We start from the raw sequence: 15,723 nt of genomic DNA on the forward strand, positions 1-15,723 counted from the left end.
ACCCTCGCCTCGCTGTCGTGCGGAACAGCATGCCTTATGGTCCCACCTTCCTCTGCTCCGGGGGGCCCTGAGCGGATATGAGGGGTTGGGGGCCAATGCCCGGTGACCGGGTGCGGCTCAGCGGGGCGCGATGCCGTACAGGGCGTAGTCGACGAGGGTGTCGGTGTAGTCGTAGCTGATCGGGCCGGTGTACTGCAGCCAGCGCTGGGCGAGGGGGGAGACCCAGAGTTCGAGGGCGATGCGGGGGTCGATTTCGGGGCGCACCTGGCCGGCCTCCTGGGCGGCGCGCACGCGGTCGACGTAGAGCTGGAGCGAGGGTTCGAGGAGCTTGGCCGTGAAGGCGCGGCCGACCTGCTCGTTGACGACGCCCTCGGCGGCCAGGGCGCGGGAGGGGGCTTCGAAGCGGGGGTCGTTGAGCTGGTCCACGGTCAGCCGCAGTACGGCCTTGAGGTCGGCGGCGAGGTCACCGGTGTCCGGAATGGCGTACGTCTCCTCGGGGCCGGCCTCCCGTGCCGCCTGCTCGCTCAGGTCGAGGAACGCCTCCATCAGCACCTCCGCCTTCGACGACCACCAGCGGTAGATCGTCTGCTTGCCGACCCCCGCGCGGGCGGCGATGCCCTCGATCGTGGTCTTCGGATAGCCGACCTCGGCGACGAGAGCGAGGGCGGCGTCGTAGATGGCGCGGCGGGATCGCTCGCTGCGCCGGGTGGTGTCGGGGGCGGGCTGCTTGGGGTTCTGGGTGGCCATGGTGGCGAACCTACCAGGTTGACAAGACGGTGCGTCTCGCTGGAGAGTGATGAGACATTGAGCGAGACGGTACGTATCGTCTAGCTGAGATCGATCGAAAGGCGCAGGTCATGACACGAGGTGGAGCGGGCGGCATGCTCGGAGTCGGAGGCACCCGCAGCAACATCGGCCGCGAGGCGCTGCGCGGTGGCGGCCGCAAAGGCCGGATCGGGGGTGCGCGGGACCCGCAGGCGCACAGGCGTGAGCTGGTGCGGAAACTCTTGGAGAAGCGGGAGGGGGAATCGCCGAAGTGACCGGGGAGCCCCCGCGGACCGGGCCTAGTGGTCCGCCGGGGGCCAGCCGTCGCCCCACTCGGCGTCCCTCGCCGCCCGGTACAGGTCGCCGTGCCGCTTGGTGACCGTACGACGGGTCAGCCGTTCGTCGGGCTCGCACAGGTCGAGGAGGACCTGGCCCTTGCGGATCTGGGGGCGGCGGATCACCCGGGTGGGCACCGGGGTGACGGGGAGCCGGGTGGCCGCCACATAGCTGAACTTCTCGTCCTCGTACGGCAGCGAGCCCCCCTTGACCTGGCGGTGCAGGGAGGAGCGGCTGACCCGCGCCGAGAAGTGGCACCAGTCCTCGCCGGGGGCGATCGGGCAGGCGGCGCTGTGCGGGCAGGGGGCGGCGACACGGAAACCGGCGGTGACGAGCCGGTCGCGGGCCTCGATGACGCGGGCGTACCCGGCGGGGGTGCCGGCCTCCACGATCACGACCGCCCGGGCCGACGCCGCCGCGCTGTCCACGAGGGCGGTGCGGTCGGCCGGGGTGAGCTCGTTGAGGACGTACGAGACGGTGACCAGGTCGGTCGCGGGCAGGGTGAGGTCCCGGCCGATCCTGGCGCGCTGCCAGCGGGCGTCCTTCAGGGCCGGGTTGGCGGCGGCGATCTCACGGCCGAGGGCGAGCGCGGGCTCGGACCAGTCCAGGACGGTGACCGCCCGGTCGCCCGGCCAGGTGGCGGTGACGGCCCAGGTCGCGGCGCCGGTGCCGCCGCCGACGTCGGTGTGGTCGGCGGGACTCCAGCCCGGGACGGCCTCGGCGAAGGCCCCCAGGGCCGCGTGGACCGCCTCGAAGGTGGCGGGCATGCGGTAGGCGGCGTAGGCGGCCACGTCCGCGCGGTCGCGGAGGATGGGGCTGTCCGTGGGGGTGCTCCCCCGGTAGTTGCCGATCAGCCGCTCCACCGCCTGAGCGGCCTGCTTCGGCGGAAGCCCGTCAAGAAGCGCGGCGAGGGCGGCACGGAGGGTCTGGGCCGGGGGTGCGGGGGCGGTCACTCCGTGATTCTAGGGGTGGGGCGCGGGGGTGGGTGTCGCGGTGGGTGCGACGGCGCTCGGGGTGAGGGGTTCGGGGAGTGAGCGTCTCGGTGCGGGGCCGAGACCCGGGTCAGGCGGGCGTCTCGGCGGGGAGCCGGCGGCTCGGGGTGAGGGCTGGAGCCCAGGCGAGCGTTGGGCCCGGAACCAGGGCAGAAACACGCGGCGAAAGCCTGGCCGGGACGAGGGCTGAAGTCGGGGCCAGAGCGGAAGGCCGCCCGGGCCGGGGTCGGTGAGTGCTGGACCCGACACCCCTGCCGGGCCTGCCGGACCACCGAACTGCCAGACCACCGGACCGCCAGACCGCCGAACTGCCAGACCGCCGGACCGTACTGCCGGACCGCCGGATCTACGCCCCGCGTACCGCCCGCGCCAGCCTCGTCGCCGTTTCCGCTCGTGGGCGGTTGTCCGGGGGGCGTCTTCTCGGGTGGACCGTGTTGGCCAGGAGGATCACGAACGTGTCGGTGGACGGGTCCAGGACCAGGGACGTGCCCGTGAAGCCCGTGTGGCCCGCCGCTCCCCGGCCCGCCAGCTCCCCCATGAACCACTTCTGGTCGATGGCGAAGCCCAGACCGGGCGGGGTCAGCAGCAGCTCCACGAAGTCCGGGCCGAGGATGCGGGCGGGGCCGTACGCGCCGCCCGCCAGCAGGGCCCGGCAGAAGATCGCGAGGTCGTGGGCGGTCGAGAAGAGGCCCGCGTGGCCCGCCACCCCGCCCAGCGCCCACGCGTTCTCGTCGTGGACCACACCCCGCAGCATCCCCCGGTCCGCCTTGGCCCACGGCCGGCGCTGGTCCTCCGTGGCCGCCGCCTGCGGGCAGGGACCGAAACGGGTGGACGTCATGCCGAGGGGCCGCGTGATGCCGTCGTGGACGAGGACGTCGAGGGGGCGGCCGGTGATGCGTTCGAGGACGTGCTGGAGGAGGAGCGGGTTGAGGTCGGAGTAGGTGTAGGTGCCCGGGACTCCGATGGGCGGCTCGGCCCGCAGGAGGTTCAGGCGGCCCTCGTCGTCGTCGCAGTCGTAGAGCGGGAGCTCGGGGCGCAGTCCCGAGGTGTGGGTGAGGAGTTCGCGGACGGTGATGCCGTGGGTGACGGCCGCCGTGAAGTCCGGCAGGTAGGCGCCCACCCTCGCGTCGATGCCCAGCGTGCCGCGCTCGATCTGCTGCACCGCCGCCACGGCCGTGAACAGCTTGGTGAGGGACGCCAGGTCGAAGGGGGTGTCCACCCGGACCGGGACGCGTGCCTCGACGGGCAGTTCCACGCCCGCGTCGGCCTCGGGGTCGTAGGACGCGTAGCGGACGGCCCAGCCCGACGCCTCCTGCACGGCGATCACCGGGCCGCGCCCCGCGACCAGCACGGCGCCGGGGGCCCAGGGGCGCTCACCGGTGGTGAGGGCGTGGAAGTCCCGCACGAGGTGCCGGAGTTCCGCCGGATCGAGGCCGGCCCGTTCCGGTGTGTCGACGCGCAGTCTCGGTGCGCTCAGCTCTCTGCCCCCTCCACAGTCGCACGCCTGTTCCAAGGACGGCACATTGCCATGAAACACACGAGCGCGACCAGTGCGGCCGCCAGCTGGACGACCGCCATCGGGACGGCGGTGTCCTCGCCGGCCATCCCCACCAGCGGCGATGCGACCGCGCCGATGAGGAAGGAGGACGTGCCGAGGAGGGCCGACGCGGACCCCGCGGAGTGCCGGGTGCGCAGGAGGGCGAGGGACTGGGCGTTGGGCAGGGTGACACCCATCGCGGACATCAGGACGAAGAGTCCGGCGGCGACGGGGAGCAGGCCCACCTCGCCGAAGACCCCGGTCGTCATCAGCAGCAGCGCCGCGGCCGCCGCCGTCACGACGAGCAGACCCGCGCCCAGGACCCGGTCCAGGCCGACCCTGCCCACCAGCACCTTGCCGTTGATCTGGCCGACCACGACGAGTCCGACCGAGTTCACGCCGAACAGCAGGCTGAAGGTCTGCGGGGAGGCGCCGTAGATCTCCTGGACCACGAACGGCGACGCCGAGATGTAGGCGAACAGCGCGGCGAAGGCGAAGCCGCCGGTGAGCATGTAGCCGGCGAAGGGCAGGTCGGCCAGGAGGCGGCGCATGGAGTGCAGCGCGTCCGCGACCCCGCCGGTGTGCCGCTCGGCCGCCGGGAGGGTCTCGGGCAGCCTCACCCACACCAGGGCGGCGAGCAGCGCCCCGATGACCGTCAGGACCACGAACACGCCCCGCCAGTCGGTCACCCGCAGGATCTGTCCGCCGATCAGCGGCGCCACGATCGGCGCGACCCCGCCGATCAGCATGAGGGTGGAGAAGAACCGGGCCATCGCCACGCCGTCGTACAGGTCCCGGACCACGGCCCGGGCGATCACTATGCCCGCGGCGCCCGCGAGCCCCTGCACCAGCCGGAAGCCGACCAGGAACTCCACGTTCGGCGCGAGGGCGCACAGCGCGGTGGCGACGACGTACACGAACAGACCGGCGAGCAGTGGGCGCCTGCGGCCCCAGCGGTCGCTCATCGGGCCGACCACCAGCTGCCCGAGCGCCATGCCGAGCAGACAGGCGGTGAGGGTGAGCTGGACGGTGGCGGCCGGCGCCCGCAGCGAGTCGGTGACCTCCGGCAGCGACGGCAGGTACATGTCCATCGCCAGCGGGGGCGTGGCGGTGAGGCCGCCCAGGAGCAGGGTGACGAGCAGGCCGGTGCGGCGCACGGCCGCGGGCGGCTCCGTGTCCGGTACGGTCGCCTGCTGCTTCAGGTGCGGTGTCGATGCCCCCTGCTCGGGCATGTGCCCCTCCCTCTCCCGGTGATCCGCCACCTATGCTCTCAGCTCGTACAGGGTGGCGAGGATCAGGTGAGCGAGGGTGGAGCCGGGAATGACGGAGCAGAGCGTGCGCTGGGGGATTCTGGCGACGGGCGGGATCGCGGCGGCGTTCACCGCGGACCTGGTGGATCTGCCGGACGCGGAGGTGGTCGCGGTGGCCTCCCGGTCCGAGGCCTCGGCGAAGGCGTTCGCGGAACGGTTCGGGATCGAGCGGGCGTACGGCGACTGGGGTGCCCTCGCCGAGGACGCGGACATCGATGTCGTGTACGTGGCCACCCCGCACGCGGCGCACCGGGCGGCCGCCGGGCTGTGTCTGGCCGCCGGCCGCAATGTGCTGTGCGAGAAGGCGTTCACGCTGAACGCGCGGGAGGCCGAGGAGCTGGTCGGGCTCGCGAGGGAGCACGGGCGCTTCCTCATGGAGGCCATGTGGATGTACTGCAACCCGCTGGTCCGGCGGCTCAAGGCCCTCGTCGACGACGGCGCGATCGGTGAGGTGCGCACGGTGCAGGCCGACTTCGGGCTCGCCGGCCCCTTCCCGCCCGCGCACCGGCTGCGCGACCCCGCGCAGGGCGGGGGCGCGCTGCTCGACCTCGGGGTGTACCCGGTGTCGTTCGCGCATCTGCTGCTCGGGGAGCCCTCCGGCGTCACGGCGAAGGCGGTGCTCTCCGAGGAGGGCGTGGACCTCCAGACGGGCGCGCTGCTCTCCTGGGACAGCGGGGCGCTGGCCTCCCTGCACTGCTCGCTGACCGGCGGCACCGCCACGATCGCGTCGGTCACCGGCTCGCTGGGCCGGATCGACATCCCGAACGGCTTCTTCCACCCGGACCGCTTCGTCCTGCACCGCGACGGCCGGGACCCCGAGGAGTTCGTCGCCGACCCGGCCGACGGGCCGCGCAACAGCCTCAAGCACGAGGCCCGCGAGGTGATGCGCGCGCTGCGGGCCGGGGAGAAGGAGTCCGCGCTGGTGCCGCTGGAGGGCACCCTGGCGGTGATGCGGACGCTGGACGCGATCCGTGACCGTGTCGGCGTCCGCTATCCCGGCGAGACCGGCGGGACCGGTCAGATCGGTGAGACGGAACTCATGCCGGCTTGAGCCCCTGGTCCCCCACCTCCGTCACGAAGGACGCGGCCGTGGCGATCGGCGCCCCGGGCCGGGTCACGTAGGGCACGCTCCTGAAGTCGGCCCGGGCCCGCTCGCGGCCCAGCTCGACGGTCACGTAGCCGCGCAGCCCGTTGTAGAACTTCATGTGCGGGTTGGCCCTGGTGTACGTGTCCCAGGTCGAGGGCTTGTCGGCGCCGTCCCGGCCGCTGGAGATCGACGATCCGACGATCTCCGTGCCGAGGGTGCGGGAGGCCGGGTCGTCGAAGTCGTCCTTGATGTCGTAGGCGTACGCGACGTGCACGTCACCCGTGAGGACCATCAGGTTGTCTATGCCGGCCGCCTCGGCCCCGTCGAGGATCCGGCGCCGGGAGGCCCGGTAGCCGTCCCAGGAGTCCATCGACAGCCGGGCCGGGTCGGTGAGGTCGAGCTTGCGCTGCGAGAAGTTCACCTGCTGCGGTACGACGTTCCACAGGGCCCGTGACGCGCGCCAGCCGTCGAGCAGCCACCGCTCCTGGGTCTCGCCGGTCATGGTGCGCGCCGGGTCGTCGATCTCGGGGCCCGGCAGGTCGAGGCCGTCGCCGTAGGCCTGGTCGGAGCGGTACTGGCGGGTGTCGAGGACGTCGAACTGGGCGAGCCGGCCCCAGTGCAGGCGCCGGTACAGCTGCATGTCCGGGCCTGCGGGCCGCTGCGGGCGGCGCAGCGGCTGGTTCTCCCAGTAGGCGCGATAGGCGGCGGCGCGGCGGAGCAGGAACTCCTCGGGCGGCACGTCGTTCTCGGGGATGTCGTCGGCGTAGTTGTTCTCGGTCTCGTGGTCGTCCCAGGTGACCACGAAGGGGTGTGCGGCGTGTGCGGCCATCAGGTCCGGGTCGGACTTGTAGAGGGCGTAGCGCAGGCGGTAGTCCTCCAGGGTGACCGTCTCGCGGTTGAAGACCGCCGGGAGGGTGCGGTCGGTGTAGTTGCGGTATCCGCCCACCGAGTTGACCGCGTACTCGTACAGGTAGTCCCCGAGGTGGAAGACCATGTCGACGTCCTCGGCGGCGAGATGGCCGTACGGGGTGAAGTAGCCGTCGGTGTACGCCTGGCAGGAGACGGCCGCGAAGGTGAGGGCCGCGGCGCGGCTGCCGGGGGCCGGTGCGGTGCGGGTGCGGCCCGTGGGGCTGATCCACCTGCCGACCCGGAAGCGGTAGTGGAAGAAGCGGTCGGCGTCGAGGTGCCCGACCTCGGCGTGCACGGTGTGGTGGAACTCGGGGTGCGCGACGGCCGTGCCGCGTCTGGCGATCCGGCGGAATTTCTCGTCGTGCGCCAGCTCCCAGTGGACCAGGACGCGTTCGGCCGGGAGGCCGCCGTCCTCCTGGAAGGGGACCGGGGCGAGGCGGGTCCACAGGAGCACGGAGTCGGGCTGCGGGTCGCCGGAGGCGACGCCGAGGGTGAAGGGGTTCTCGGTGATCTTCGAGGCGTCGAGTTCGGCGGCGCTCGCGGTGCCGGCGGTGGGCAGGTTCACGGAGAAGGCGAGCGCGGCGGCGGCGCCCGTGACGGTCAGGAAGCGGCGGCGGCCCATGTGCCGTGCGGCGGCGCGCAGTTCGGGGGCGTGCTGTGACGGGTGGGTGTCGCGTGTCATCCGGTCCTCCCCTGACTGGTGGATGCAGGAGGCAATTGGAGTGGCCGGGAGCGACGCGGGATTGTCGCGTACACAACACTCAGATGGCGGACGGATGAGTTCCGCATGGCGGACCCCGCTCGGGCCCTCCCGTACGCTGCGGGGCCATGAATGCCATGCAAACTGCGCAACGTTCGAAGATCGCGGTGGTGACCGGCGCGGGCTCCGGCATCGGTCGGGCGGTGGCCGTGGAGCTGCTGCGCGCGGGCTGGTCGGTCGCCCTGGCGGGCCGGCGGACGCAGACGCTGGAGGAGACGGCCGCGCTGGCCTCCGAAAGCACCGGGGACACCGCGGGCGCCCCGATCGCCGTACGCACCGACGTGTCACGGCCGGACGAGGTGGCCGCGCTGTTCGCCGCCACCGTGGAGCGGTTCGGGCGGGTGGATCTGCTGTTCAACAACGCGGGGACCTTCGGACCGGGCGGAGTGCCGGTGGAGGAGCTGCCGTACGACGCGTGGCGGCACGTGGTGGACACCAACCTCAACGGGGCGTTCCTGTGTGCGCAGGCGGCGTACCGGCAGATGAAGGAGCAGGACCCGCGGGGCGGCCGGATCATCAACAACGGCTCGATCTCGGCACACACCCCCCGGCCGCACTCCGTCGCCTACACCGCCACCAAGCACGCCCTGACCGGTCTCACCAAGTCGCTGTCGCTGGACGGACGGCCCTACGGCATCGCGGTCGGGCAGATCGACATCGGGAACGCGGCGACCGACATGACCGCCGGCATGGGGGCCGGAGCGTTGCAGGCCAACGGGGAGGTCGTGCCGGAACCCGTGATGGACGTGGCCGACGTGGCGCGCACGGTGCGGCACATGGCGGAGCTGCCGCTGGAGGCCAATGTGCAGTTCGCGACCGTACTGGCGACGGCCATGCCGTACGTCGGGCGTGGCTGAGCGGCCGATTTCTACAAACGGAATATGTGATTCCACCCCCGTCGCGGCCGGTCGACGGCTTATGCTCATCACGCGCTCTCCACAAGAGCTTCACACTTGGGGGGCGGCGTTCCGTCGGCCTCGCCCGAGGGGGGAGCGCGGCGGCCGTCCATGGGCCGGGTGGGGGTGGATCTCGCGTGGGACCGCGGGATGCGCACCGGTCCGAGGACGGCCGCCGCGCACATTCTCAGCTCACGCACATCCCTTCTCAGCCGGTGCACATCCCTTCCTCACGGCCCCGCAATGCAGCGTCCCTACCTTTGAGGGCGCGCCCACAGCGGGCGCCAAGAACCTTCGAGGAACGGGATGTTTGGCATCTATCTCAAGCGCGAGCTGGGCCGGCGCAAGAAGGCGGCCCTGGTCATCGCACTGGGTCTGGCGCTCGGTATCGCGCTGGTCATCACCGTCACCTCGGTGTCGGCCGGTATGACTCAGGCTCAGGACAAGGTCCTGAAGTCGCTCTACGGGCTCGGCACCGACATGACCGTCACCAAAGCCAGGTCGGCCCCGACGTCCGGGAGTTCGGGCAGACCGAACTTCCAGTTCGACGCCAGTTCCAACGACAGCGACGACACGCAGAGCTCGGACCGCGTGATGACCCAGGGCGGTCAGGCCCTGGCGTCCTCGGTGGTCACCAAGGTCTCGCAGCAACCGGGGGTGGCGAGCGCGGTCGGCGCGCTGACCCTGAACGTCACCAAGGTCGACGGCTCCTTCACCCAGGGCAAGGCCCAGTCGCAGAACTCCCAGGGGCAGGGCGGCCCCGGCGGCGGCCAGGCGGGGGGTTCCACCGCCGCGCCCCAGGTCCAGGGCGGCGGCGCCAACTTCGACGTGAACTCCTACTCCGTCGCCGGTGTCGACGTCAGCGACCAGACGCTCGGTCCGCTGGCCGGTTCGAAGATCACCACCGGCAAGACCTTCACCGCCACGCAGACCGACGCGAAGGTCGCGGTCGTCAGCAAGTCGTACGCGAAGGAGAACTCCCTCAAGGTTGGCGGGACTTTGAAGATCTCCGGCACCAAGTACACGGTCATCGGCATCGCGACGCCCGACAGCAGCGAGTCCACCACCGACGTCTACCTGCCGCTGGGGCAGGCCCAGACGCTGGCCGACGCCAAGAACAAGGTCACCACGATCTACGTCAAGGCGACCGACTCCCAGCAGATCGACTCCGTCAAGGCGGCGATCCAGAAGAACATCTCCGGTACGACCGTCACGACCTCCGCGGACCTCGCGGAGACCGTCTCCGGCTCGCTGTCCACGGCCTCCGACCTCGCGACCAGCGTCGGCAAGTGGCTCTCCGTCGCCGTGCTCGTCGCCGCCTTCCTGGTGGCCGCGCTGCTGACCTCCTCGGCGGTCTCGCGCCGGGTGCGGGAGTTCGGCACCCTGAAGGCCCTCGGCTGGCCGAGTCGCCGGGTCACCCGGCAGGTCGTCGGCGAGTCGATCGTGAACGGCCTGCTCGGCGGCGCCCTCGGTATCGCCCTGGGCCTCGCGGCCGCGTACACGGTCACCGCGATCAGCCCCAAGCTGACCGCCCAGCTCGGCAGCACCGGCGGTGCCGGCGGCATGGGCGGCGGCCCGGGCGGCGGGGGCGGTCCGGGTCAGCAGTCCGCGCAGAACACCATGGAGATCGCGCTGTCCGCGCCCGTCTCCATGACCACCATCGCGCTCGCCGTGGGCCTCGCGGTGACCGGCGGTCTGATCGCCGGGGCGATGGGCGGCTGGCGGGCGTCCCGGATGCGGCCCGCGGACGCGCTGCGCAGCGTGTCGTAACACCCCCTCACCCCACCGCCACGGCGGATTCCCCACGGAGCTCCCATGTACAGACTCACCGGCGTCACCAAGCGCTACTCGCGCGGCAAGGAGACCGTCGACGCCCTGCGCGGGGTCGACCTGACCATCGAGGACGGCGACCAGCTCGTCATCCAGGGCCCCACCGGCGGCGGCAAGTCCACGCTGCTCCAGATGATCGGCGGACTGGACCGCCCCACCGAGGGCAGCGTCGAACTGGACGGCGTGGACCTCGCGAAGATCAGCGAGGCCAGGCTGACCCGGCTGCGGGCGGAGAAGATCGGCATCATCTTCCAGTCGTTCAACCTCATCCCGACCCTGACGGCTCAGGAGAACGTGGAGACGGCCCTCGTGCCGCTCGGCGTGAAGCCGGCCGAGCGGCGCGAGCGGGCCGCGGAGGCGCTGCGCTCGGTGGGGCTGGGTGAACGGCTCACGCACGCGCCCGCCGAGCTGTCCGGCGGTCAGCAGCAGCGGGTCGCCATCGCCCGGGCCCTGGTCAAGAAGCCGAAGGTGCTGCTCGCCGACGAGCCCACCGGCAACCTCGACGAGTCGATGCGGGACGAGATCATGGCCCTGCTGGAAGGGCTGTGGCACGAGTACGGGCTGACGTTCGTCATGGTCACGCACGACTCGTCGATCGCCCGGCGGGCACCGCGGCTCGCCACCATCAAGGCGGGTCAGATCACCTTGACCGAGCAACAGCAGTCGTACGCGCAGTAGAAGTCGGGCCGCTCACCGGTCCAGGACGCGGTTGATCTCGGTCAACTGGGCCTCGGTGAGCGGCCCCTTCTCCATCGCTCCCGCGTTCTGCTCCGCCTGGGCCACGGAACGGAACCCCGGGATCGGTACCGTGCGCGGGCTGCGGGCCCAGATCCAGGCCAGCGCGCCCTGGGCCAGGGTGCGGCCCTCGCTGGTGAGGATCTCCTTGAGCGCGTCGATGCGGGCCAGCCACTCCGGGTCGGCCGACGCCCCGTCACCGAAGCCCTGGAGCCAGGCCGGGGGCCTGCTGCGGATGTCCCCGGCGTCCTGGGGCCCTTGGCGCTTGCCCGCGAGCAACCCCATGGCGAGCGGGCTGCGGTTGATGCTCGCGAGCCCCGACTCCTCGCACAGGGCCAGCATGTCGGGCGCGTCCTGCATCACGTTCAGTGCGTGCTGTACGGCCGCGCAGTGCTCCCCCTCGGCGAACACCGCGGCGCGGGCCGGGTCGTCGGTGCTCCAGGCGTAGGCGCGGATGAGCCCCTCGGCCACGAACTGCTCGCACACGTCCCGCAGTTCGGCCGCGCGTACCGGGTCGAGGTCGGAGAGGTGGAGCTGGTACAGGTCGACGTGGTCGGTGCCGAGGCGGGCGAGGGACGCGGTGAGGGCGCGGCGGGCGTAGGCCGGGGTGTCGTCGTGGCCGGTGAGGGTGCGGGTGTCCTCGTCGAAGACGTTGCCCCACTTGGTGGCGAGGACGACGTCGTCCCGGCGCTTGCCGAGGGCACGGCCGAGGACGCGTTCGCTGTGCCCGGCGCCGTAGGTGTCGGCCGTGTCGAAGAAGGTGATGCCGAGGTCCAGGGCGTGCCGGACCGCCCGTACGGACTCCTCGTCGTCGACCTTGCCCCAGCCGAGCGGCTGGCCGTCGGCCGCCTGCCATTCCCCGCCGATCGCCCAGCAGCCGAAGCCGAGTGCGCTGACCTCGATGCCGGAGCGGCCCAGTGTGCGTGTGGTCTCCATGCCGCAGAACGCTAGGAGTTGGAGTGCGCTCCAGGGCAAGGGCTTTCTCGGGATTCAGGCCTGGCCGGTCTCGAAACGGGAGATCCTGCCGTCGTCCTCGACCGTGAAGTCCCAGCGGGTGCGCATCTCGCCCCAGGCGTCGTTGCGGTAGTGGGCGAGGAGGGAACGGCCGCCGTTGGACTCGTTGTCGACGTCGAGATGGCCGTGGGAGGAGAAGATCTCCCGGTCGACCCACTCGCCGAGGTCACGGTCGCTGCCGTCGTCCGCCATGGTCGCGCCGGGGGTGAGCAGGGCCAGGAGGGCCTCGCGGTCATGGGCGTTGACGGCGGAGACGAAGGCGCGGACGGCCGGGTCGCTGAGTCGGGCGGTCTGAATCGTCATGCCTGCCAGACTCACACCGCTCCCCCGGGCCCGCCACCCGAACGGCCGCGCGCGTGTTCCGGGCAGGTGTGAGCGGTGCGACGGTGGAAACGCGAGGGGGGTCTCGTTCCGCTTCTTGTGCTGGGAGTCATCGTGACCGCTTACGACCGACGTGACCTGGGCCTGCTGCTGCTCCGACTGGGAACCGGGGGTGTACTGGCCGCCCACGGGGCGCAGAAGCTGCTCGGCTGGTTCGGCGGCGGCGGCCTGGAGGGAACCGGCCAGTTCATGGAGTCCGTCGGCTACGCGCCGGGCAAGGCCAGCGCCACCGCGGCGGGCCTTGCCGAGGCGGGTGGCGGCACGCTGCTGGCGCTGGGCCTGGCGACCCCGGCCGCGGGTGCGGCGGCGGCCGGAGCGATGGCCGGAGCGTCCGCGGTCCACGCGCCCAACGGCTTCTTCAACGCGGGCGGCGGCTACGAGTACGCGGCCTCGCTGGGCCTGACGGCGGCGGGCCTCGCGGTGACGGGTCCGGGCCGCCTCTCCCTGGACCACGCCCTCGGCCACGCGGTGAACCGGAGTTGGATGGTGCCGGCGGCCCTCGGGGTGACGGCCCTCGCGACGACCCTGATCGTGGGCGCCCGCAACCGACGGCTGCGGGAGGAGAAGAGCGGGGACGACGACGGCCAGGCGTCCCTGTTCGCGGAGGAAGAGGCGTTGTTCGAGGGGTGAGGCGGCGCCGGACTCACGTCGGACCCAGCGGCTTTGGTCTCCCCGTGAACCCCCGTGACAAGCTGCCCCGCATGAGCGATCACGTCGTCCCCTCCCCCGATCTGTGGAAGTCCGTCGACGCCCTGTGGGCCTGGCTGGAGGCGGATCAGCCGGTGGGTGGGCGTGAGGGGCTTCTGCTGCGGATGCTGAAGTTGTCCGAGGAGGTCGGTGAGGTCTCCGAGGCCGTCATCGGGGCGATGGGCCAGAACCCCCGCAAGGGCGTCAGCCACAGCTGGGAGGACGTGCAGGGTGAGCTGTGCGACGTGGTGATCACCGCGCTGGTGGCGCTGCGCACGCTGACTCCGGACCCGCGTGAGGTCTTCCACGGCCATCTGAGCCGGGTGACGGAGCGTTCGCTGGGCCACCGGCCCGGCTGAACCAAGGTGCGGCCGGGCCCCGGATCCGTCGGGGGACGGCCGGATCCGGGGCCCTGGTGCAGGGGTGGTCAGGCGATCTGCCGCAGCTTCGGGACGATCACATGGCGGACGTGCTCCTGGACGGTCTGCATCGGGACGCGCTGCGCCTCCAGGACCACCGTGCCGTGCGGAGCGGCGTGCTGCCGCACCGGCGGACGGGACTCCCGTTCGACGCCGCTGCCGACCAGGACGGCGATGAACCGGCCGGTGTCCAGCAGGGCGAGCGCCTCCTCGTCACGGGTGACGCCGACGGTCTGGAAACCGGCGGCCTCGATGATGCCGGTGGAGGCGTCGACCAGGTGCCGCTCACGGCCGAGGACCAGGACGTTCTTCTCGTTGCTCATGCCGTCACCTCGGTGGGCTCGGGGCTCGCGGCGGCCGCGTCGGCGGGCCGGGAGTGCTTGGGCAGGGTCAGGAAGCCGGCGGCGGCGATCACCAGGATGCCGGCGTCCAGCAGCAGGACGGTACGGAACGCGGAGGAGTAACTGACCGAGTCGGCGCGGGCGATGGCCCCGCCGAAGGCGCCGGCGACCTTCGGGTCCTCCTTGCGGCAGACGGCCGGGACCTCGCTCGGGTCGACCGAGTCGGCGCGCTCGCGCACGCAGGTGCGGAAGTCGGCGAGCAGTTGGTCCTCGGAGCCGACCGCGGCACTGCTGAGGGCGGACTTCAGTGCCGGGGCCGCCTCGTCGGCGGCGTCACCCGACGCGTTCGCGACCTGGGCGAAGAAGACCACGCCGGTCAGCGCGACACCGAGGGCCATGCCGAGCTGCTGGACGGTGTTCAGCAGGCCGGAGGCGTTGCCCGCCTGTTCGCCGGGGACCTGGCCGAGCAGCAGGTCCAGGGTCGGCGCGACGATCAGGCCGAAGCCGACGCCGGAGACGATGTGCACCGGGATGATCTGCCAGGACGCGAGGCTGTGGCCGTAGTGGGCGACCAGGACGGCGAAGGCGACGAAGCCGATCGCGTTGACGATGCCGCCGGCCACCAGGACGTTGCGGCCGAACTTGGGGACGAGCTTGTCGGGGGCGTTGCCCGCGCCGATGCCCACGCCGATGGCGAAGGTGGCGGCGGTCAGGCCGGCGTGCATGGGCGTCCAGCCGAGGCCCTGCTGGAGGAAGAGCGTCCAGACGAAGAAGAACCCGCCGACCGCGATCCAGAACAGGAACCACACCGCCATGCCGATGGAGAACGAGCGGGAGCGGAACACCCCGAACTCGACGAGCGCGGAGCCGACCTTGGCGAAGCGGCGCTTCTCGTAGGCGAGGAAGACCGCGAGCAGCACCAGGGCGCCGGCGAGCATGCCGAAGGTCCAGGCGGGCCAGCCGAGGCGGCGGCCCTCGGTGAGCGGGTAGACGAGCAGCGCCACGGCGGCGAGGGCCAGCGGCATGCCGAGCAGGTCGAGCTTGGGGCGCTGCGGGGCGCGGGACTCGCGGATCACCAGGGCGCCGGCGATCAGGGCCGCGATCCCGACCGGGACGTTGACCAGGAAGATCGGGCGCCATTCCCAGCCGAAGAGGTCCCACTGCACGACCACGCCGCCGAGGGCGAGGCCGAACACCGCGGAGGAGCCGGTGACCGCGCCGAAGATCGCGACCGCCTTGCCGCGCTCGCCCGGCGGGAAGACCACGTGCAGGATCGCCAGGATCTGGGTGACCATCAGGCCGGCCGCGGCGCCCTGGACGAACCGGGAGGCGATCAGCATCCCCGGGTTGACGGCGACCCCGCACAGCAGCGAGGCGACGGTGAAGGCGGCCATGCCGACCAGGAAGACGCGCTTGCGTCCGAAGATGTCGCCGAGCCTGCCGCTGAGGATCAGCAGGGCTGCGAAGGACAGTACGTACGCCGCGATGACCCACTCGATCTGGGCGTAGTCGGCGTGCAGGTCGCGCTGGATGCTCGGGACGGTGACGTTGACGATCGTCGTGTCGACCAGGTCCATGAATCCGGCGATCAGGACGACGGCGAAGGCCAGGCGGCGCTTCGGGTCGGGTGCGGTGCCACCCGCGGCTTCCTGCGGCGGGGCGGCGGGAGCGGATGCGGAGATGTCTTGGGTCACGGAACAAGTATGCACTTCCAGTGACTATCC

16 protein-coding genes are annotated in these 15,723 nt (G+C 72.0%); 7 read left to right on the forward strand and 9 right to left on the reverse strand.

Annotated features, from left to right (window positions below; translation table 11 throughout):
- Positions 1-117: 117 nt before the first annotated feature.
- Positions 118-747, reverse strand: a complete 630-nt coding sequence (locus M2163_RS17430; RefSeq protein ID WP_280894393.1) for a TetR/AcrR family transcriptional regulator — start codon at positions 745-747, stop codon at positions 118-120.
- Positions 748-857: 110 nt separating this feature from the next.
- Between M2163_RS17430 and M2163_RS17435 the strand changes: the two genes are divergently transcribed.
- Complete coding sequence (locus M2163_RS17435) at positions 858-1,040, forward strand: DUF6243 family protein (protein ID WP_280894394.1); 183 nt, start codon at positions 858-860, stop codon at positions 1,038-1,040.
- Between the two features lie 24 nt (positions 1,041-1,064).
- Here M2163_RS17435 and M2163_RS17440 read toward each other — a convergent pair whose 3' ends face one another.
- The 3 genes from M2163_RS17440 to M2163_RS17450 all read right to left on the reverse strand — a co-directional run bounded on the left by M2163_RS17440 (position 1,065) and on the right by M2163_RS17450 (position 4,862).
- Positions 1,065-2,054 (reverse strand): small ribosomal subunit Rsm22 family protein, encoded by a 990-nt coding sequence (locus M2163_RS17440; protein WP_280894395.1) that lies wholly within the window; start codon positions 2,052-2,054, stop codon positions 1,065-1,067.
- A gap of 385 nt (positions 2,055-2,439) precedes the next feature.
- Positions 2,440-3,615 carry a serine hydrolase domain-containing protein gene (locus M2163_RS17445; protein WP_280851859.1) on the reverse strand — a complete coding sequence of 392 codons (1,176 nt, stop codon included), beginning with the start codon at positions 3,613-3,615 and terminating at the stop codon, positions 2,440-2,442.
- Positions 3,567-4,862 carry a multidrug effflux MFS transporter gene (locus tag M2163_RS17450; protein WP_280894396.1) on the reverse strand — a complete coding sequence of 432 codons (1,296 nt, stop codon included), beginning with the start codon at positions 4,860-4,862 and terminating at the stop codon, positions 3,567-3,569. The genes M2163_RS17445 and M2163_RS17450 overlap by 49 nt, the downstream gene beginning before the upstream one ends.
- 88 nt (positions 4,863-4,950) lie before the next feature.
- Between M2163_RS17450 and M2163_RS17455 the strand changes: the two genes are divergently transcribed.
- The gene (locus M2163_RS17455) at positions 4,951-5,991 is read left to right on the forward strand and encodes a Gfo/Idh/MocA family oxidoreductase (protein ID WP_280851857.1); all 1,041 of its coding nucleotides are present in this window, start codon (positions 4,951-4,953) and stop codon (positions 5,989-5,991) included.
- Here the strand turns inward: M2163_RS17455 and M2163_RS17460 are convergent.
- Complete coding sequence (locus M2163_RS17460) at positions 5,978-7,618, reverse strand: alkaline phosphatase D family protein (protein ID WP_280851856.1); 1,641 nt, start codon at positions 7,616-7,618, stop codon at positions 5,978-5,980. The two genes, M2163_RS17455 and M2163_RS17460, sit on opposite strands and share 14 nt — an antisense overlap.
- 146 nt (positions 7,619-7,764) lie before the next feature.
- On the opposite strand from M2163_RS17460, the gene M2163_RS17465 reads away from it, so the two are divergent.
- The 3 genes from M2163_RS17465 (at position 7,765) to M2163_RS17475 (ending at position 11,100) form a co-directional block, all read left to right on the forward strand.
- Positions 7,765-8,553 carry an SDR family oxidoreductase gene (locus M2163_RS17465; RefSeq protein WP_280894397.1) on the forward strand — a complete coding sequence of 263 codons (789 nt, stop codon included), beginning with the start codon at positions 7,765-7,767 and terminating at the stop codon, positions 8,551-8,553.
- Positions 8,554-8,898: 345 nt separating this feature from the next.
- Entirely contained in the window at positions 8,899-10,362 is a 1,464-nt protein-coding gene (locus M2163_RS17470; protein ID WP_280894398.1) for an ABC transporter permease, read from the forward strand.
- Positions 10,363-10,407: 45 nt separating this feature from the next.
- Positions 10,408-11,100: an ABC transporter ATP-binding protein gene (locus tag M2163_RS17475; protein ID WP_280851853.1), complete on the forward strand. Its 693-nt coding sequence runs from the start codon at positions 10,408-10,410 to the stop codon at positions 11,098-11,100.
- Positions 11,101-11,112: 12 nt separating this feature from the next.
- Here the strand turns inward: M2163_RS17475 and M2163_RS17480 are convergent, their stop codons facing one another.
- Positions 11,113-12,093, reverse strand: a complete 981-nt coding sequence (locus tag M2163_RS17480) for an aldo/keto reductase (RefSeq protein ID WP_280894399.1) — start codon at positions 12,091-12,093, stop codon at positions 11,113-11,115.
- Positions 12,094-12,147: 54 nt separating this feature from the next.
- Entirely contained in the window at positions 12,148-12,474 is a 327-nt protein-coding gene (locus M2163_RS17485; RefSeq protein WP_280851851.1) for a nuclear transport factor 2 family protein, read from the reverse strand.
- A 132-nt stretch (positions 12,475-12,606) separates the two neighbouring features.
- On the opposite strand from M2163_RS17485, the gene M2163_RS17490 reads away from it, so the two are divergent.
- Both M2163_RS17490 and M2163_RS17495 read left to right on the forward strand, forming a co-directional pair.
- Positions 12,607-13,182, forward strand: coding sequence for a DoxX family membrane protein (locus M2163_RS17490; RefSeq protein WP_280894400.1), 576 nt, complete (start codon positions 12,607-12,609; stop codon positions 13,180-13,182).
- 71 nt (positions 13,183-13,253) lie between these two features.
- Positions 13,254-13,598 (forward strand): MazG-like family protein, encoded by a 345-nt coding sequence (locus M2163_RS17495; RefSeq protein WP_280894401.1) that lies wholly within the window; start codon positions 13,254-13,256, stop codon positions 13,596-13,598.
- A gap of 68 nt (positions 13,599-13,666) precedes the next feature.
- On the opposite strand, the gene M2163_RS17500 is transcribed toward M2163_RS17495, so the two are convergent.
- Both M2163_RS17500 and M2163_RS17505 read right to left on the reverse strand, forming a co-directional pair.
- Positions 13,667-13,981 carry a hypothetical protein gene (locus M2163_RS17500; RefSeq protein WP_280894402.1) on the reverse strand — a complete coding sequence of 105 codons (315 nt, stop codon included), beginning with the start codon at positions 13,979-13,981 and terminating at the stop codon, positions 13,667-13,669.
- A complete protein-coding gene (locus M2163_RS17505) occupies positions 13,978-15,693 on the reverse strand; it encodes an MFS transporter (protein WP_280894403.1) in 1,716 nt (571 codons plus the stop codon). Before M2163_RS17505 ends, M2163_RS17500 begins: the two co-directional genes overlap by 4 nt.
- Positions 15,694-15,723: the final 30 nt, after the last annotated feature.

The sequence above is a fragment of the Streptomyces sp. SAI-135 genome (assembly GCF_029893805.1).
Taxonomy (GTDB): domain Bacteria; phylum Actinomycetota; class Actinomycetes; order Streptomycetales; family Streptomycetaceae; genus Streptomyces.

What these genes read in the sequence shown, in the direction of transcription:
- M2163_RS17430 (WP_280894393.1), bottom strand. Translation starts at nt 747, where the DNA reads ATGGCCACCCAGAACCCCAAGCAGCCCGCCCCCGACACCACCCGGCGC.
- M2163_RS17435 (WP_280894394.1), top strand. Translation starts at nt 858, where the DNA reads ATGACACGAGGTGGAGCGGGCGGCATGCTCGGAGTCGGAGGCACCCGC.
- M2163_RS17450 (WP_280894396.1), bottom strand. Translation starts at nt 4,862, where the DNA reads ATGCCCGAGCAGGGGGCATCGACACCGCACCTGAAGCAGCAGGCGACC.
- M2163_RS17455 (WP_280851857.1), top strand. Translation starts at nt 4,951, where the DNA reads ATGACGGAGCAGAGCGTGCGCTGGGGGATTCTGGCGACGGGCGGGATC.
- M2163_RS17460 (WP_280851856.1), bottom strand. Translation starts at nt 7,618, where the DNA reads ATGACACGCGACACCCACCCGTCACAGCACGCCCCCGAACTGCGCGCC.
- M2163_RS17465 (WP_280894397.1), top strand. Translation starts at nt 7,765, where the DNA reads ATGAATGCCATGCAAACTGCGCAACGTTCGAAGATCGCGGTGGTGACC.
- M2163_RS17470 (WP_280894398.1), top strand. Translation starts at nt 8,899, where the DNA reads ATGTTTGGCATCTATCTCAAGCGCGAGCTGGGCCGGCGCAAGAAGGCG.
- M2163_RS17475 (WP_280851853.1), top strand. Translation starts at nt 10,408, where the DNA reads ATGTACAGACTCACCGGCGTCACCAAGCGCTACTCGCGCGGCAAGGAG.
- M2163_RS17480 (WP_280894399.1), bottom strand. Translation starts at nt 12,093, where the DNA reads ATGGAGACCACACGCACACTGGGCCGCTCCGGCATCGAGGTCAGCGCA.
- M2163_RS17485 (WP_280851851.1), bottom strand. Translation starts at nt 12,474, where the DNA reads ATGACGATTCAGACCGCCCGACTCAGCGACCCGGCCGTCCGCGCCTTC.
- M2163_RS17495 (WP_280894401.1), top strand. Translation starts at nt 13,254, where the DNA reads ATGAGCGATCACGTCGTCCCCTCCCCCGATCTGTGGAAGTCCGTCGAC.
- M2163_RS17500 (WP_280894402.1), bottom strand. Translation starts at nt 13,981, where the DNA reads ATGAGCAACGAGAAGAACGTCCTGGTCCTCGGCCGTGAGCGGCACCTG.